Raw genomic sequence first — 16854 nt, 5'->3', positions numbered from 1 at the left:
TTAATTTTGTTCAATAAAAAAGGCCCAGTAAACACTGAGCCTTAATACGATTAATGTGCTAATTAAAACTTAACGTTTACACCAGCAAATACACGGCGACCTAGTACATCGTATGTGTACGGGTCAGTGTTAGAATCGTTGTTACCTGTGTAGTAAGGAGGTTGCTTATCAAATAAGTTGTTAACACCTGCTGTTACTGACACAGTCTCGTTAAAGATGTAAGCACCGCTTATATCATGGTATACAACTGAAGGGGTTGTAGGCGCATAACATGATGACTCATCACCTTGACAGCTGTAGCTATCCATTCCTGCAATGTAGCGTGCTTTGTAGTTTGCGTTCCAAGCATCGCCTTTCACAGTTAGTTCAAAGTTAGCTTTAACATCTGCATAGCCACCGATACCAGAAGTAATTAAACCAGCGTAATCAATGCTTGATTCAACAACATCTACTAGGTACTCGTCTAGGTAAGTAACATCTAGTGATGTATTCCACGCAAGACCAGCTGCATCAAATGTGTAGTTTAAGTTTAAGTCGTAGCCTTTAGTTTGCTCGTAACCTACGTTTTGTAGTTGGTTATTAAAAGCAATACGGCCAGTGCTTTGGTTAAACGATACCGCAGCAGAGCTACATAACGCAGTACTTTGGTTAGCTAATGAACCATCTGTTGCTAAACAAGAGTCAACAATGTATTGGTTGTTAACAGTAGCAATTGCGTTTTCAATTTCAATGTCGTAGTAATCTAACGTCATTGAGAAACCTTCAAACCACTCTGGCTCGTACACAATACCTGCTGTTAGCGTATCAGCTTCTTCAGGCGTTAATTGGTCATTACCACCAACAGTTACTTCTGCTTGGTCTTGTGCACCAGGGAAGCTAACTTGTTCAAACGAAGGTGAATTACCTGAGTATAGCTCAGCTACTGTTGGCGCACGGAATGCTGTAGAGCGAACACCACGTAGCATTACTTCGTCGTTTACACGCCAAGTTAAACCAAGTTTCCATGTTTCGTCAGAACCAAAAGTGCTGTAATCGAAAGCACGGATTGCAGTGCTTAGTTCAACGTTTTGCGCTAAGAACGCATCGCTAACTAAAGGAATTGCAAGCTCTAAGTACGCTTCGTTTACGTCAAAACGACCGCTTGTAGGCTCAACACGTGGGTCGTTTGCAAGACCTTGTGATGTGATTGAATCTGGGATGTACCATGCTTTTTCTTCACGGCGCTCAACACCAGCAGCAAAACCTACGTAACCTGCAGGAAGTTCCATTACTTCACCAGCTAATGATGCAGTGAACATTAGTAATTGGCTACCACCTGAGTTTTGCTCAGTGTAAACGTAATCGCTTAAGTTCTCAGCAGACCAAGAAGATTGCATAAGTGGGTTAAAGTCACCCGCTTCGATTGCATCTTGGATAGAGCCCATGTTGTGAAGGTTGCTTAAACGGTCAACTGAATCGTTACGACCAAAAATTACTGACACATCCCAATCGTAACCACTGTCAAGGTAACCTGCAGCACCTACTACAGTACGCACAGTGTCAACAACTTGTGAGAAATCACGAGTACCAGTGTCTGTCATACGACGACCGTAAGAAACTTCATCACCGTAGTTAATATTGTGGCTTGTTAGTGAATCGCCCATTTCTTCAGTGTAATCAAAGTCAAACCATACTGGCTGTGGTGCCATTTGTTGCTCTGACCAACGCTTAGAGTATGTGAATTCTGAGTATAAACGCGTGTCATCTGTTAAATCGAAGCTACCAATACCTGTAAGGTTTAAACGACGCATAGGCGTGTATAGGTAGCTGTCTGATGAGTAGTTGTACGCATCATCAGAACCAAAGTCATGCCAACCGTTGTCTGCTTGACCTTGTAGTGATTCATCACCTGACCATACGTGGCCATTTGGCGTGTATGAAGAACCAGAACAGTAAGGTGCACTGCCGTCGCCATCTTCAGTTAATGGACAATCAGAGAAGCTACGATCTGCTTGAGATGCGTCACCACGGTCAGTGTACTGAAGACCGATTACAACGTTACCACGACCAAAGCTACCACCCATAGTGATATCGAAAGACGTTTCATCAGCATCACCTTCTGTAGTGATTGCAGATTTAACATTTAAGTCTAAACCTTCAAAGTCATCTTTTAAGATGATGTTTACAACACCTGCTACCGCATCAGTACCGTATACTGCAGATGCACCATCTTTAAGTACTTCAATGTGCTTGATCATTGAAACAGGAATAGTGTTTAAATCAACAGTAGAGGCAGCACCTGTGCCTGAGTTGATCATACGACGGCCATTTACAAGTACTAGTGTACGTTGTGAACCTAAACCACGTAAATCGATAGAAGCATTACCACCAGAACCGTTATTGATACCTGGGTTGGTCATTGCACCACCAGTAGCAGTCATTTTTTGTAATACGGCATCAACCGAAACTGCGCCGGTTGCAGCAATGTCATCTGCACCGATTAAAGTAACTGGGCTAGCGGTTTCCATATCTGCGCGCTTAATGCGAGAACCCGTTACTTGAATTTTTTCAATAGCGTTTGCGCCATCTTCGGCCGCTACTACTTGCATACTTGAGAACATTGGGATTGCTGCGATTACAGCTAAACCAAGAGTTGATTTTTTCATGAATAAACCCTACTTGTTGGAAATTTACCTTGATTGGTAATGCTCACTTTTTATAAGAATTGTGAGTCAGGGGGGCAACTTAGGCTGAGTTAACTGAACAAAAACTTAATAGAAGATCGTTATATATACAACACCAAAAAAGAATAACCAAAAAAGGTACAAAGGTTATAACTTGTTGCAGTGTTAACTAAAAAAAACAATTAAAAATCATGTATATGCAACCAACAGAAAGCAATTAAAACACATCTGAAATCAAAGTTATGCAGATTGTAATCAAATGTAATTAATGGATAAATATACCCTTTTTAGAAAAATTAACATATTAATCACAGCGCATTAGTAAAACCGTAAAGCTGTAATAAAATTAATAACCATAAATATGCAGATTTACCGCTTAAATAGTCTTATTAAGCTATTTATCTAGTTTTTTTGGTAATATTTTTTGTTCAGCGAGACTTCAACGTTTGCTCGGATCGGGAGGCGTTATTTAATTTAGCAAATCATTAGAGGGTCTTAATTTGAGGGCGTTTAACTTTATTAAAATAGTTATCATGAAACTAAGCAGGATTTACTTTTTTACATGCTCAGTAATGCAAGCAAGACGCTTTTACTATAAACATTACGAAGCCCCCCTATTGGCGTAAGGCAATTCACTCCATAAAAAGAACGAGTAAGCACACCAACATAAAACAGATGAGAATGAAAAAATAGGTTACGGCATACAAGGCAGCAAAGAGGTTTAAATGTGTGTTAGTGCTTTAAATACAATTTTATACACCTACTATTGCAGCGCTGCATATATAAGACGTACCGCTTAATAGTAATGCCTTATTATAGGAGTAGCTTATTATAGTAATACCTAATTAATAGCTGACTTTTGTTATGCGCCAGCTAAAAAAATGATTGGCAGGAAAAAGGTACCTTAATACGTTACATAAAAATTAGAAAAGTGAGTGATTTGCTCACCAGTTTGAACATTGCTTAAATTAAGCACCAGTTGCCACAGCATATTTTTCTCAGAGCATATGCCCACCATAGTGTCACTTTTATAAATAGTTGCTTCTTTAGTGAACTTTTGCGGAATAAAACCCATATACATGGTTATACTTTCAAGCTTAGCGTTATCTATTTTTAGGTGGTCGGGTAAATCAAGGTAAATACTAAAGGGGGTTTCGGGGGTAATATTTTTATCACTTAACCATACTTTAACACCGGTATTATAAATACAGCGCTGATTCGTGTCGCAATTTGTTTTTAACAGTGCTTTTTGATCTTTTTGGTTGGCATTGTCACAGCCTGTTAATACAAAAAACAGCATTAAAAACAAAGATAATCTAAATATATGCATAACAAATCCGCGCTAAATAAAAACAAATCTTAATTAGCATGCTTTGAAATAACAATAGCCAGTGTGATGTTTGGTTAATATAGGTACAATCTGTATCAAAAAATAAACAACAAACTCACAAACTTTGATTGATGTCATAATTTTATGTAATTGACCTATCTTTTTTAGGCCAAAAAATTTATCATTTCACCCGCAAAAAATAAGGGTTTCTCGAGTTTGTTTTCTGAAGCATTCAGGCTTTGAACGTTTTAGGTAATACGCTTGGGGAAAATAGTAGGCCCCACTTTAAACGGTGGGTAATTCATTTCTAAACGCATTTATTGCAGCGGAAGCCAGAAAATGAGCCAAACAGTAGCATCACAAACTGAGTATAACTATAAAGTTGTACGCCAATTCGCTATTATGACAGTGATTTGGGGCATCGTTGGCATGAGTATTGGGGTTCTGATTGCTGCCCAATTAGCTTGGCCAGCACTTAACTTTGATACACCATGGTTAACATACTCTCGACTACGTCCGTTACACACGAACGCAGTAATTTTCGCATTTGGTACCAGTGCACTTTTTGCGACGTCTTATTACGTCGTTCAACGTACTTGTCAAACGCGCCTTTTCTCAGACAAACTCGCCGCTTTCTCTTTTTGGGGTTGGCAGCTTGTTATTGTATTAGCCGTAATTACATTACCACTGGGTATTACTAGCTCTAAAGAATATGCAGAGCTTGAGTGGCCAATCGATATTTTAATCGCGGTAGTATGGATAGTTTACGCAGTGGTATTTTTTGGTACGCTGATCAAACGTAAAGTATCGCACATCTACGTTGCTAACTGGTTCTACGCTGGCTTTATTATTACTGTTGCAGTGCTACACATTGTAAACAGCATGGCAGTGCCTGTGTCGTTAACTAAATCATACTCAATCTACGCAGGTGCGGTAGATGCAATGGTTCAGTGGTGGTACGGTCACAACGCTGTAGGTTTCCTACTAACGGCTGGTTTCTTAGGTATGATGTACTACTTTGTACCAAAGCAAGCAGGTCGCCCAGTTTACTCTTACCGTTTATCGGTAGTTCACTTTTGGGCACTTATTTCACTTTACATTTGGGCAGGTCCTCACCACCTTCACTACACTGCGCTTCCTGATTGGACGCAAAGTTTAGGTATGGTTATGTCTATTATCCTATTTGTACCGTCTTGGGGTGGTATGATTAACGGTATAATGACGCTTTCTGGCGCTTGGCATAAGCTACGTACCGACCCAGTACTGCGTTTCTTAGTTGTTTCATTGTCTTTCTACGGTATGTCTACGTTTGAAGGCCCAATGATGGCAATTAAATCTGTAAATGCATTATCTCACTACACAGATTGGACTATCGGCCACGTACACTCAGGTGCACTAGGTTGGGTTGCGATGATTTCAATTGGTGCTATTTACCACCTTATCCCTGCGTTATTCGCACAAGGTCGTATGTACAGCGTTAAATTGGTTAACACGCACTTTTGGTTACACACAGTAGGTGTTGTACTTTACATTGTTGCAATGTGGATCTCAGGTGTTATGCAAGGTCTAATGTGGCGCGCAGTTAACTCTGACGGTACATTAATGTACAGCTTTGTTCAGTCTTTAGAAGCATCACATCCTTTCTATATTATGCGCTTTGTAGGCGGTGTATTCATCGTTACAGGTATGTTAGTTATGGCTTACAACGTTCTGCGTACAATTTCAGCTGAGAAAGAATCACTGAAGTTAGACGCGCAAGCACAATTAGCATAACGGAGTGAGATGATGAGCAATAAAAATTCACAAAACAAACATGAAATAGTAGAAAAGAACGTTGGCCTAATGGCTATTCTGACTGTTTTTGCTATTAGTTTTGGTGCATTAGTTGAAATTACTCCGCTAATGTTCCAAGACGATACAACAAAACCTGTAGAAGGTTTGCGCCCACTTAACGCGCTTGAAATGGAAGGTCGTGACATCTATGTACGTGAAGGTTGTTATAACTGTCACTCACAAATGATTCGTCCTTTTCGTGATGAAGTTGAGCGTTACGGTCACTACTCTGTAGCGGGCGAATCAGTATGGGATCACCCTTTCCAATGGGGTTCTAAACGTACTGGTCCTGACCTTGCACGTGTAGGTAACCGTTACTCGGACGATTGGCATTATGCACACTTAGTTGACCCACGCGCCGTGGTTCCTGAGTCGAACATGCCAGGTTTTCCTTGGTTAGCAGAGACTAAGGTTGATACCAGCCTGACTCTGAAAAAACTACAAATTTTCCGTGATACTTTTGCTATTAACCCAGAAAACCCTAAACACCCGGGTTTAGGTTATGGCAGCGACGAAGAGCTACAAGCAGATGTTGATAAAGTTAACGCTATGAATAACGGCGAAGGCGCAACAGAAATGCAAGCCCTAATCGCGTATTTACAGCAACTTGGCACCCACTTGAAGTAATTATTATGGATTACGGAACATACAGAGGCATTTTGACTCTGGTAATTTTAGTATTGTTTATTGTGATTGTTGTATGGGCATACAGCAAGCGTAGCAAAAATCGTTTTGATGACGCTGCTAATGCCATTTTCGAAGATGAAAAAAAACATAACAACACACTCTCTAACGAGGAAAAGGAGTCTGAAAAATGACTAGCTTTTGGAGTATTTGGGTTATTGTATTAACCCTAGCCTGCTTAATCATCATTTTTAGCTTATTAGTTTGGAACCTTAAGAACTATGCTGGCGTAAAAGAAGGTGAAGACTGCGGACATGAATATGACGGCATTACCGAACTAAATAATCCACTCCCAAAATGGTGGACGTACATGTTCTTCGCAACATTTATTTGGTCGGTATATTACTTAGCAGCTTATCCAGGTTTAGGTAACTGGGAAGGCTTAGGTAAATGGACAAGCTCTAACCAAGGTATTACCTCTTTAGCGGAATCTAAAGAAGCCACGGCTAAAGCAAAAGAAGAAGGCCGCTATGTAAAGCTTGATAAAGAATACGAAGCAGCACAAGAGCGCTTTGGTCCTATTTTTAACAAGCTTGCACAAGTACCAGTATTAGATTTAGTTAACTCTAAATTTGAAGGTGATGCAGCGCAGCAAGTAGCCCTTGAAAATGGCGAAAAGCATGAACAAACAGACGGCCAGTTAGCACTTGAAATTGGTCAGCGTTTATTCTCGCAAAACTGTGCGCAATGTCATGGTTCAGATGCACGTGGTGCAACTGGCTTCCCTAACCTAACTGATAAAGATTGGTTATACGGTGGCTCACCAGACAAAATTAAAGAAACGCTTCTTTATGGTCGTGTAGCAGCAATGCCTTCTTGGAGTGCAGCACTTGGTGAGCAAGGCGTTAAAGAAATGACAGCCCACGTACTTAGCTTGTCTGGTCGTACTGTTAACCAAAAAGATGCCGCTGCAGGTGCCGCTAAGTTTGCGATGTGTGCCGCGTGTCACGGTGCAGATGGTAAAGGCTCTGTTGCACATAACTTACCGTTTGGTGCACCAAATCTTACAGATAACATTTGGTTATACGGTGGCTCTCAACGCGCTGTTGAAGAAACCCTTAACCATGGCCGCGCCGGTGTAATGCCAGCATGGAAAGACATTTTAGGTGAAGATAAAATTCACCTGTTAACTGCCTATGTTTACAGTTTATCGCAAGATAAATAAACACCGAGTTAACTATTAATTAATCTTTTTATTTCAACAGATTAATCCAGATCAAAAAAGCCTCCAGTCGGAGGCTTTTTTTTAGTCTTTTACAAATATTTGCTATAAAATAGCCCTACCTAAACTAATTTTAGAGCAACTATGCAACCTACTCCGTGGTATAAAAATTTTTGGCCTTGGTTTTTAATCTTTTTTCCGCTAGCGGCCATTATTGGGTGCATAACCTTAATTATTACTGCTGTGGGCAACGGCCCAGATATGGTGGTTGATGATTACTATAAAAAAGGCAAAGCAATAAACTTAGAACTTACTAAGTTTGAAAAAGCCAAAGCACTGTTTTTACATGGCAAGCTTAATGTTACAAACGAGCGTGCCAGTTTTGCCTTTACCAAAGGCGATTATAGTAACGTACACGCTTTAAAGCTGTCTTTTTATCATCGCACCATCAAAGCGCATGACTTTGAAGCAACGCTTACCCCTAATGCAAATAAAGAATTTACTGCCCTTTTAGATAACTACACACCAGGTGCTTACTCTGTATTTATAGAGCCGGTGGATGGTAGTTGGAAGTTAAAAGAAAACATTACTCTTCCTACAGAGCAGCCTTTGTTAGTTACCCCAAATTATAAGTAGCCACCACTATGAGCGTTTCTTGCTTTCATTGCCTTGAAAGTGTGCCAAATGGATTTCGCGCAACCGTAACAATAGATAACACGCCACAGCCTATGTGCTGTATTGGCTGCCAAGCGGTTGCGCAAAACATTGTTGACCAAGGCATGACCGACTATTACAAATACCGCACCGTACGCGCTGGTAAAGTAGAGCAGTTAGTCCCTGAGCAACTCGCGTTTATTAAAAGCTACGACAATGAAGACATACAAGATGAGTTTATAGCCACAACCGATAACTTATCCCAAGTACTTTTAAGTATTGAAGGCATTACCTGCGCCGCGTGTGCATGGCTTATCGAAAAGCAATTACTTAGCTTAAAAACGGTAAAGCGCGTTGATGTTAATACCTCAACTAACCGTGCCATGATCCAATGGGATAAAACCCAAACCCCGCTAAGCGAAATTATTACTTCCTTAGCCAAAATTGGCTATAAAGCTTACCCGTTTCAAGCCGATGACGAAGCCCAACAAAAGCAACAAACAGCAAAAGCCTATATACGCCGCTTAGGTGTTGCAGGGCTGATGACAATGCAAGTGATGATGTTTGCCTTTGCCATGTACTTTGGCATGTTCTCGGGTATGGATAATAACTTTGAGCAATACTTTAGGTGGATAAGCCTAGTACTTGCCTCCCCCGTTATTTTATACAGCGCATTACCCTTTTTAACTAATGCTATTAATGGCTTAAAAGCAAAACAGTTAAATATGGACTTACCCGTTTCGCTGGCTATTTTTGGTGCGTATAGCGCCAGCTGTTATGCCACATTTATGCAAGTAGGCGAAGTGTATTTTGAATCGGTATGTATGTTTACCTTTTTATTATTATTAGGTAAATACCTTGAGTTTAGAGCCCGATTAAAAGCCAGCGAGTTTACTGCCAACTTACAAAAGCTGCTGCCTTTAACCGCCCGCACCCTTGATGATAACGGCCAAGAGCATATTATTGCTGCTAAAAAGCTTAAACTTAATGATGTTGTACTCATCAAAGCTGGCGAAACTATTCCCGCTGACGGAGAGCTTATCAAGGGGCAAACAAGCGTTGATGAGTCGATGATGACCGGTGAGCATCAGCCCGTTAATAAGTTTATTGGCCACAATGTGTATGCTGGGTGTGTTAATCACGATGGCGTAATAGAAATAAAAATAAATAAAATCGGCCAAAACACCCTACTAAACCAAATTATACACTTACAACACACTGCGCTTACCAAGCGCCCTAAACTGGTAGAAATTACCGATAAAGTTGCCCAGTGGTTTATTGCCTGCTTGCTAGTTTTTGCCTCTATAACGGCCATTGGCTGGTACCAAATTGACCCAGAGCACGCGTTTTGGATCACTATTTCTGTATTGGTTGCCACTTGCCCTTGCGCGCTTAGCCTTGCTATACCTACCGCATTAACATGCGCTGTAGCCACGCTCACCCGCAAAGGGGTGCTAATTAAACAAGCGCATGTGCTCGAAACCCTCTCGCAATTAACACTGTTTGCCTTTGATAAAACAGGCACCCTCACACAGGGTAAATTTAGCTTAGATGCCATTGATATACTCGATGACACAATCTCTAAAGAGCAAGCGCTTAATATTGCAGCCCAGTTAGAGCGTTATTCTGAGCACCCCATAGCCAGTGCCTTTAATAAATACGCTACCACCGAACTTGCCCTTACAAACATTACTGTACACCCAGGTATGGGCATTAGTGCACAAAGCGCAGATAAACATTACGCTATTGGTAAAAGCGGCTGGTTTGACAGTAAAAAAACAAATGCCCAAGCAAGCCTATTTATAAATAAACGCGTAGTTGCTCGTTTTTACTTTATAGATAAAGTAAAACCCGGTGCCAGTGAGCTTATAAGTACCTTACAAGCACAAAACTTGAGCTGTCATATGCTCACAGGCGATGCATCAGACGCCGGACAAAAAATAGCAAAACAGTTAAAGCTCAACAGCAGCCAAAGCGCCCTGTCGCCTAAAGATAAACAAACCGCCGTAGAGCAATGGTCATCACAAAACGAAGTGGTTGCCATGGTAGGCGATGGCATTAACGACAGCCCAGTATTTGCCAGTGCCCATTTATCCATTGCAATGGAAACCGGTGCCGACATTTCTAAAAACAGCGCCGATGTAGTGCTGTTAAACAGTGATTTAGCCTCAATTGCGCACCTACTCAATGTTGCTAAGCAAACCAGGCGAATCATTAAGCAAAACCTGACGCTGTCTTTGTTGTATAATGCTTCTATTTTACCGCTTGCAGCGCTTGGGCTTGTTGCCCCGTGGATGGCCGTTATTGGTATGTCTGCCAGCTCAATTATTGTGATTAGTAATTCACTAAGGCTTTTAAAGTTATGAGCATAATTTATATTTTAATCCCGATTGCCATATTATTTGTGATTATTGCCATTGGCGTGTTTTTTTGGGCCGTTAAAAGCGAGCAATTCTCTGATTTAAACAAACAAGGTCATAGTATTTTGTTTGAAGATGATAAAGAACAACACAACAAAAGTAATGATTGACCCACTTTACACCAGCGCCTTTTTAATGGGCTTAATTGGTAGCGGGCATTGCCTTGCAATGTGCGGTGGTATTGCCAGCTCATTACAATTGGCCAGTAACAAGCGCCAATCTGTTATTTATTCATTTGCTTATAACATTGGCCGAGCATTTAGCTACATGCTAGCTGGCGCACTCGTTGCGGGTATAAGTAGCCAATTTGCAAAGCAAAATACGTTTTTTTCTGTAACCCTTTCATTCATTGCGGCTATTTTTATGCTGCTGGTAGGCGTGTATATAATGCGCTTAGGCCCCACTTTGCAATGGCTTGAAAAAATAGGTAAAACACTTATTTGGCAGCATATTGTTAAGCTTAATAAATATTTAATGCCGGTAGATTCAACAGCTAAAGCATTGGGTTACGGCGCGTTGTGGGGGTGGCTACCCTGTGGTTTGGTTTATTCAGCGCTCACATGGGCAATGACCAGCCCTAGCGCATTTGATGGTGCCTTAGTGATGCTTTGTTTTGCGCTTGGCACCTTTCCGGCCATGATCACCTTAGGCCTGGCCGCCCAAAAACTTAATAGTGTTATTAACCACCCATGGACGCGAATTGTGTTAGGCAGTATTATAATTTGGTATGGTATGTACCTGTTGATCATTGCCATCGACAAACTAGTACATTAATCGTCAGCGGCATTAAGCCACTTGGTTTATTTTCATTGCTGTGTATAAAAATTAAAACGGATTAAATTATGGATTTCTCTCAAAGTCGCGCTAAAAGTAATTGTGCAATTAGCTGTAACAACTGCAGCATCAGCCAATTGTGTTTGCCGTTTTCGTTAAATGGCCAAGAAATGGATAAACTTGACGAAATCATTGAACGCAAAAAGCCCCTGCACAAAGGCGACTACTTGTTTGAATCCGGTGCTGCGCTTAATGCAATTTATGCAGTACGCTCAGGCTCATTTAAATCGTACACATTGTCTGAGCAAGGTGATGAGCAAATTACCGGTTTTCATTTAGCCGGCGATTTAGTCGGCTTTGATGCCATTAGCAAAATGGCTCATCAGAGCTTTTCGCAAGCACTAGAAACATCAATGGTATGCGAAATCCCGTTTGATACACTCGATGAGTTAGCAGGTAAATTACCCAAACTTCGCCAACAAATTATGCGTTTAATGAGTAGCGAAATTACCTACGATCAAGAAATGCTGCTACTTCTTAATAAAAAATCGGCAGAAGAACGCCTAGCGAGCTTTATTTATAACCTTTCGGAGCGCTTTGGCGAGCGCGGATTTTCGCGTAAAGAGTTTAGATTTACCATGACTCGTGGTGAAATAGGTAACTACTTAGGCCTAACCGTTGAGACCATCAGCCGCTTATTAAGCCGTTTTCAAAAAGCGGACTTAATAAAGGTAGAAGGTAAATTTATTACTATTTTAGACAGTGACGCACTTGCCAAAACGGCAGCAATAATTAAGCCTTGCTAAGCAAATAGGTGTTGTAACTTTGATTTAGAACAACAATTTGTGTGCTACCCCTTTAACTGCTGTGTATTTACGTTACACTGAAAGTAAGTTAAAAAGGGAGTAGCATATGAACACTATTAAACGTATTTTAGCCGTTATTGATCCCACTAAGGATGACCATCACGGTTTAGCTCGCTCGATTGATTTAGCCAAAAAGTCAGGCGCCAGTATTACCGCCTTTATGACTGTTTACGACTTTTCTTACGAAATGACCACCATGTTGTCGTTTGAAGAGCGCGAAGCAATGCGAAAAGCCGTTATAAACGATAGAGAATTATGGCTTAAGGATATAATTTCTACCTACCCAGATGTAAATATCACCACCCAGGTGGTCTGGCATAACCGCCCTTTTGAAGCCATTATTAATACCGTTATTGAACAAGAATACGATTTAGTTGTTAAAAGTACCCATCAGCATGGTGCGCTAAAATCGGTTATTTTTACCCCTACCGACTGGCACTTAGTACGTAAATGCCCCACACCTGTGTTATTTGTAAAAGAAATGGCTTGGCCTGAGCAAGGTAATATTTTAGCCGCGGTCAATGCGGTTAGTGAAAACGATGAGCATGTAGCCCTTAATAAACGCATTATTAAAGATGCACAATTTTTATGTGAACTTGCCAACGCTACACTTAACTTAGTTAATGCCTACCCTGCTACACCCATTAATATTGCCATAGAGATACCAGAATTTAACCCAGGCCTTTATAACGAATCTGTAAAAAAACACCACATAGAATCCACCAACGAGCTTGCTAAAGCTTTTAGTTTAACTAATGAGCAATGCTTTATAGAAGAAGGCCTACCGGAGGATGTGATCCCCGATGTAGCAAATCGCTTAAATAGCGAACTGGTGGTGATTGGCACCGTAGGGCGCACGGGGCTCAGTGCCGCATTGGTTGGCAACACTGCCGAGCACGTAATTGATAGCCTTGATTGCGATGTCTTGGCATTAAAACCTGATGGCTACGTAAGCCCGCTTGCCAAAAGTTAAACAAAGCCTTAACTAGCGCTTTAATACCCATAGTACTTGGGTATATAATACGCCCCTTTATTTTCAGCAAATAATTTGCCGCATTGTTTTATAAGGGGGCGTAGTGTCTCACTCAGCTCAAGCCAAAGCTCAATACAACTTAAATAAGCTACAAAAGCGTTTACGCCGTCTTACAGGCCAAGCCGTCATGGACTTTAACATGATAGAAGAAGGCGACCGTATAATGGTATGCCTATCGGGTGGTAAAGACAGTTACACCATGCTTGATATGCTTAAACATTTAAAGCGTGTGGCGCCCATTAAATTTGATTTATTTGTTGTTAATCTCGATCAAAAACAACCAGGCTTTCCTGAACACGTTTTACCTGAGTACCTTGATAAACAAGATATTGAATACAAAATTGTAGAAGAAGACACCTACAGCATTGTTACCGATATCATTCCTGAGGGTAAAACCACGTGTTCGCTTTGCTCACGCCTACGTCGTGGTATTTTGTACCGTACAGCCAAAGAAATGGGCGCAACTAAAATTGCCCTTGGCCATCATCGCGATGACATGATCGAAACACTCTTTTTAAACATGTTTTACGGCGGTAAACTTAAAAGCATGCCGGCTAAGCTAATGAGCGATAACGGCGAGCATATGGTTATTCGTCCGCTCGCTTATTGCAAAGAAGCCGATATAAGTAAATACGCATTTAGCCAAGGCTACCCTATTATTCCGTGTAACTTATGTGGCTCACAAGAAAACCTGCAACGTAAACACACTAAAAACATGCTAGCGCAATGGAATAAAGACCACCCTGGGCGTATTGAGAGTATTTTTACTGCAATGCAAAATGTGGTGCCTTCGCATTTAGCCGATACAGAACTATTTGACTTTGAAAACCTAAAAACCGGCGACGTTATTGATGGCGGCGATATAGCACTCGATAAACCAGATATACCTAACGCGCCTGTCAGCGATGAAGATGAAAACCAACAGCAACAAGCTGATGTGGTTACTATTAACCTAAGCTAAGCTAACGGTTTTAAAAATACAGCTAAGGGGCTACTCGCCCCTTTTTTTATACTCATTAATCCTGCTAAGCGCCTTTATCAGCTAACCCTTTTAAAAACTCTAAACTCATTCTCTCTTGCTCGTTTGCTTGATAAGGCAACTGTTGCAAACTATCGTAGGCAAAATCTGTAATTTCAAACTCAGTAATCTCACTGCTACCAAAACTATTACGCTCACCTGGGCTTGGCGACATGCGCTCTATCACAAAGTCACTTAAACGCATGTTAACCACCCCTTGTGGTAATACCGACCAATGCGCCTTTAAATCCACCGTTTGACTGCCTTGTGAAAGTTTCTTTTTAGTCACCAAATGTGCAAGTGGGCTCGTATCACTGTATAAATTAGCTCTAATTCTATATAAGCCAGTTTTAAGCACTTTTAAATGAGCTATGGCTATCATGTTTTCGTTTTGTGCATAGGCATTATCAAAATCAATAAGCGTCGCACTGGGTGGCATATACTGTATTTGCGCAACTGCAGGTACCTTTTTACCTGCAACATTTGCCTCTACGAATAGCTGTAAATTTCGCGGGTAGTCTTCACTGGCTTTAAATTTAACCGTGGCTTCACCCTGCTGAGCTGTGGTGGTTTTTGAACTGATTGAGGCTTTAGTATCGGTATTGCTTAGCGCTACATTTACCTCTGCTAGGTTTTGCGCAGCAATATTAATGGTTATTTCTTGCGGATATACAAACCGATATTTATCTAAACTAACAACGAGGGCATTACCCGCATCGTCAATGGGGCTTGTAACTGGGTAAAACTGATTAGGCTTTAAACGGTCTCCATCAAGTGCGCTTAAAGGCTGCGAATAAGGCGGGTATTTTAGTGCGCTTTGGTATTGCATTGCCACATGCTCTGCGGCACTGGCCAAGTGCTGATCATAATGTATTTTGGGAGGGCTTTTTGCCTGTTTTTGTTTTGGCACATCAATGGTTATTACCGTGTTTTTATCTGGGCTTGCTGGATCTGTCTTGTTTTTTATTGCCAGCGCAGCGGGAGGCTCAAGCGTTTTAACTTCATTTTTATTTGTAAACCACAGTAAAAACATCGCAATACTGACTACAGCGGCACCAATGTAAAACTTTTTCATGTTGCATCAATCCTTTCAAAGCGTGCAGCAAATAACTACACGCTCTAGCGTTTAATACCTAACGCGTTTATAAAATTTAGGTACTTATTAAGGGAGCACGCTATAAATAAGTGCCGAGGCGCTTTGCGTGTTTGAATCCTTAATATAGCGGTAGTGTTTTTTCCAAAACCAAGTACCCGTTGTTTTATCAAATGTGTTAAAGCCAACATTTTGACCATCTACATTTATATTGTTCATGGCAATTGTGACATTCCCTTTGCGCTGCGCATTATGGATCTCGTTGTGGCTGTAGCTGTCGCTCATCATCATTGGATAATGGTGCGGCATAAAGCTATTAACGGCATCGCCTTGCGATTTTAACTGGCCATTAGTATCAATATTGCTACTACAACTACCAAACGATTTAGCCGCGCTTGCTCCACACGATGAATGCGATGCCACCACCGAATCATCATTACCTTTTAAAAACCCGCCCGTTAAACCTAGGTACTCATTACCATCGGCTACAAAACGTAAACGCGGCGTACGCGCATCTGGAAACGGCGAAATTTTGCGTGCGTTATTTACTTTTAAATCGTGTAATACGCCCACCGCTTCTGTTACATCGCTGCCTAACCACCATTTGAGTGCTGCATCCACTGCAAAGTTCCATGCTGCGCCAGTTAAAGCACTTACAGCAATATCGGCAAGCTCGCTGCCGCCCCCTGCTCCCGCTAAATCAAAGGTCGCTACAATATTAAGTGGTGTAAGGCCTGCATTTTCAAGCCAATTAGCTTGGTTATCAATAATATGGCGAGCAACTAAATCGCCTGTTGAATGCGTTACTAGCACACAGCCATCAGCACATAAGTTAGAACGCGATATTTGCTTTAATTTAGGCCATACCCAATCGGTCGCAATTTTACCTTCAATGCGCTCATAGGCAGGCCAATCAATACGTTCATCAGCACGGTTATTCCAATAGGTTTGCCAATAGGTTTCACCGTCGTTTATTACATCGCTGCCCGACTTATTGGTTATTTGCGATACCTGTAAGCCGTGGATCAGTATAATTTTGTGCTCTTTACTCAGTGCAGAAAAGCTCATTAAAAACGCAGCGCTGGCAAAAAGTAGATATTTAAGTGTGTGTGTTCGTTTAGAGTTGTTCATATAAATCCTTAATGTGTTCAGTGTTTTATTTTTATGCCTATGTACTTAAGGTATTCATTTACACATGTGCAGGCGCACATGCATTGACCAGTATTAGGAACAACGCTCAAAAATGCAACAATTTATTATCATTTAAATCCAGCTAAACCTATATTGACTGTATATTCAATTACTTAAATTTAAATAATTGCAA

15 protein-coding genes are annotated in these 16854 nt (G+C 41.0%); 11 read left to right on the top strand and 4 right to left on the bottom strand.

Annotated elements, in window-relative coordinates:
- Window positions 1–62: 62 nt before the first annotated feature.
- Together PSH50_RS07510 and PSH50_RS07505 are read right to left on the bottom strand one after the other, a co-directional pair.
- Window positions 63–2645, bottom strand: a complete 2583-nt coding sequence (locus PSH50_RS07510; RefSeq protein ID WP_029774528.1) for a TonB-dependent receptor — start codon at window positions 2643–2645, stop codon at window positions 63–65.
- A gap of 922 nt (window positions 2646–3567) precedes the next feature.
- Window positions 3568–3993: a hypothetical protein gene (locus PSH50_RS07505; protein ID WP_273609458.1), complete on the bottom strand. Its 426-nt coding sequence runs from the start codon at window positions 3991–3993 to the stop codon at window positions 3568–3570.
- A 339-nt stretch (window positions 3994–4332) separates the two neighbouring features.
- On the opposite strand from PSH50_RS07505, the gene ccoN reads away from it, so the two are divergent.
- The 11 genes from ccoN to ttcA all read left to right on the top strand — a co-directional run bounded on the left by ccoN (window position 4333) and on the right by ttcA (window position 14380).
- The gene (gene ccoN, locus PSH50_RS07500) at window positions 4333–5766 is read left to right on the top strand and encodes a cytochrome-c oxidase, cbb3-type subunit I (RefSeq protein WP_004588826.1); all 1434 of its coding nucleotides are present in this window, start codon (window positions 4333–4335) and stop codon (window positions 5764–5766) included.
- Window positions 5767–5778: 12 nt separating this feature from the next.
- The gene (gene ccoO, locus PSH50_RS07495; protein WP_004588825.1) at window positions 5779–6453 is read left to right on the top strand and encodes a cytochrome-c oxidase, cbb3-type subunit II; all 675 of its coding nucleotides are present in this window, start codon (window positions 5779–5781) and stop codon (window positions 6451–6453) included.
- 5 nt (window positions 6454–6458) lie between these two features.
- Window positions 6459–6644, top strand: a complete 186-nt coding sequence (locus PSH50_RS07490) for a CcoQ/FixQ family Cbb3-type cytochrome c oxidase assembly chaperone (protein ID WP_004588824.1) — start codon at window positions 6459–6461, stop codon at window positions 6642–6644.
- A complete protein-coding gene (gene ccoP, locus PSH50_RS07485; protein WP_054982343.1) occupies window positions 6641–7675 on the top strand; it encodes a cytochrome-c oxidase, cbb3-type subunit III in 1035 nt (344 codons plus the stop codon). The genes PSH50_RS07490 and ccoP overlap by 4 nt, the downstream gene beginning before the upstream one ends.
- A gap of 141 nt (window positions 7676–7816) precedes the next feature.
- Window positions 7817–8308 (top strand): FixH family protein, encoded by a 492-nt coding sequence (locus tag PSH50_RS07480; RefSeq protein ID WP_004588822.1) that lies wholly within the window; start codon window positions 7817–7819, stop codon window positions 8306–8308.
- An 8-nt stretch (window positions 8309–8316) separates the two neighbouring features.
- Complete coding sequence (locus tag PSH50_RS07475) at window positions 8317–10692, top strand: heavy metal translocating P-type ATPase (RefSeq protein ID WP_273586467.1); 2376 nt, start codon at window positions 8317–8319, stop codon at window positions 10690–10692.
- Entirely contained in the window at window positions 10689–10856 is a 168-nt protein-coding gene (gene ccoS / locus PSH50_RS07470; RefSeq protein WP_002963071.1) for a cbb3-type cytochrome oxidase assembly protein CcoS, read from the top strand. The genes PSH50_RS07475 and ccoS overlap by 4 nt, the downstream gene beginning before the upstream one ends.
- Window positions 10849–11520 (top strand): sulfite exporter TauE/SafE family protein, encoded by a 672-nt coding sequence (locus PSH50_RS07465; protein ID WP_273609457.1) that lies wholly within the window; start codon window positions 10849–10851, stop codon window positions 11518–11520. Before ccoS ends, PSH50_RS07465 begins: the two co-directional genes overlap by 8 nt.
- Window positions 11521–11588: 68 nt before the next feature.
- Complete coding sequence (locus PSH50_RS07460; RefSeq protein ID WP_024032585.1) at window positions 11589–12326, top strand: FNR family transcription factor; 738 nt, start codon at window positions 11589–11591, stop codon at window positions 12324–12326.
- A gap of 106 nt (window positions 12327–12432) precedes the next feature.
- On the top strand, window positions 12433–13359 hold the full coding sequence (gene uspE / locus PSH50_RS07455; protein ID WP_273609456.1) for a universal stress protein UspE: 927 nt from the start codon (window positions 12433–12435) through the stop codon (window positions 13357–13359).
- 103 nt (window positions 13360–13462) lie between these two features.
- A complete protein-coding gene (gene ttcA / locus PSH50_RS07450; protein ID WP_029774533.1) occupies window positions 13463–14380 on the top strand; it encodes a tRNA 2-thiocytidine(32) synthetase TtcA in 918 nt (305 codons plus the stop codon).
- A gap of 64 nt (window positions 14381–14444) precedes the next feature.
- Here ttcA and PSH50_RS07445 read toward each other — a convergent pair whose 3' ends face one another.
- On the bottom strand, window positions 14445–15512 hold the full coding sequence (locus PSH50_RS07445) for a hypothetical protein (RefSeq protein ID WP_273609455.1): 1068 nt from the start codon (window positions 15510–15512) through the stop codon (window positions 14445–14447).
- A gap of 87 nt (window positions 15513–15599) precedes the next feature.
- Complete coding sequence (locus tag PSH50_RS07440; protein WP_273609454.1) at window positions 15600–16661, bottom strand: hypothetical protein; 1062 nt, start codon at window positions 16659–16661, stop codon at window positions 15600–15602.
- Window positions 16662–16854 lie beyond the last annotated feature (193 nt).

It is taken from the genome of Pseudoalteromonas sp. Angola-7 (assembly GCF_028599255.1).
GTDB lineage: Bacteria > Pseudomonadota > Gammaproteobacteria > Enterobacterales > Alteromonadaceae > Pseudoalteromonas > Pseudoalteromonas atlantica.
This window is presented reverse-complemented; position numbering and strand designations above follow the sequence as displayed.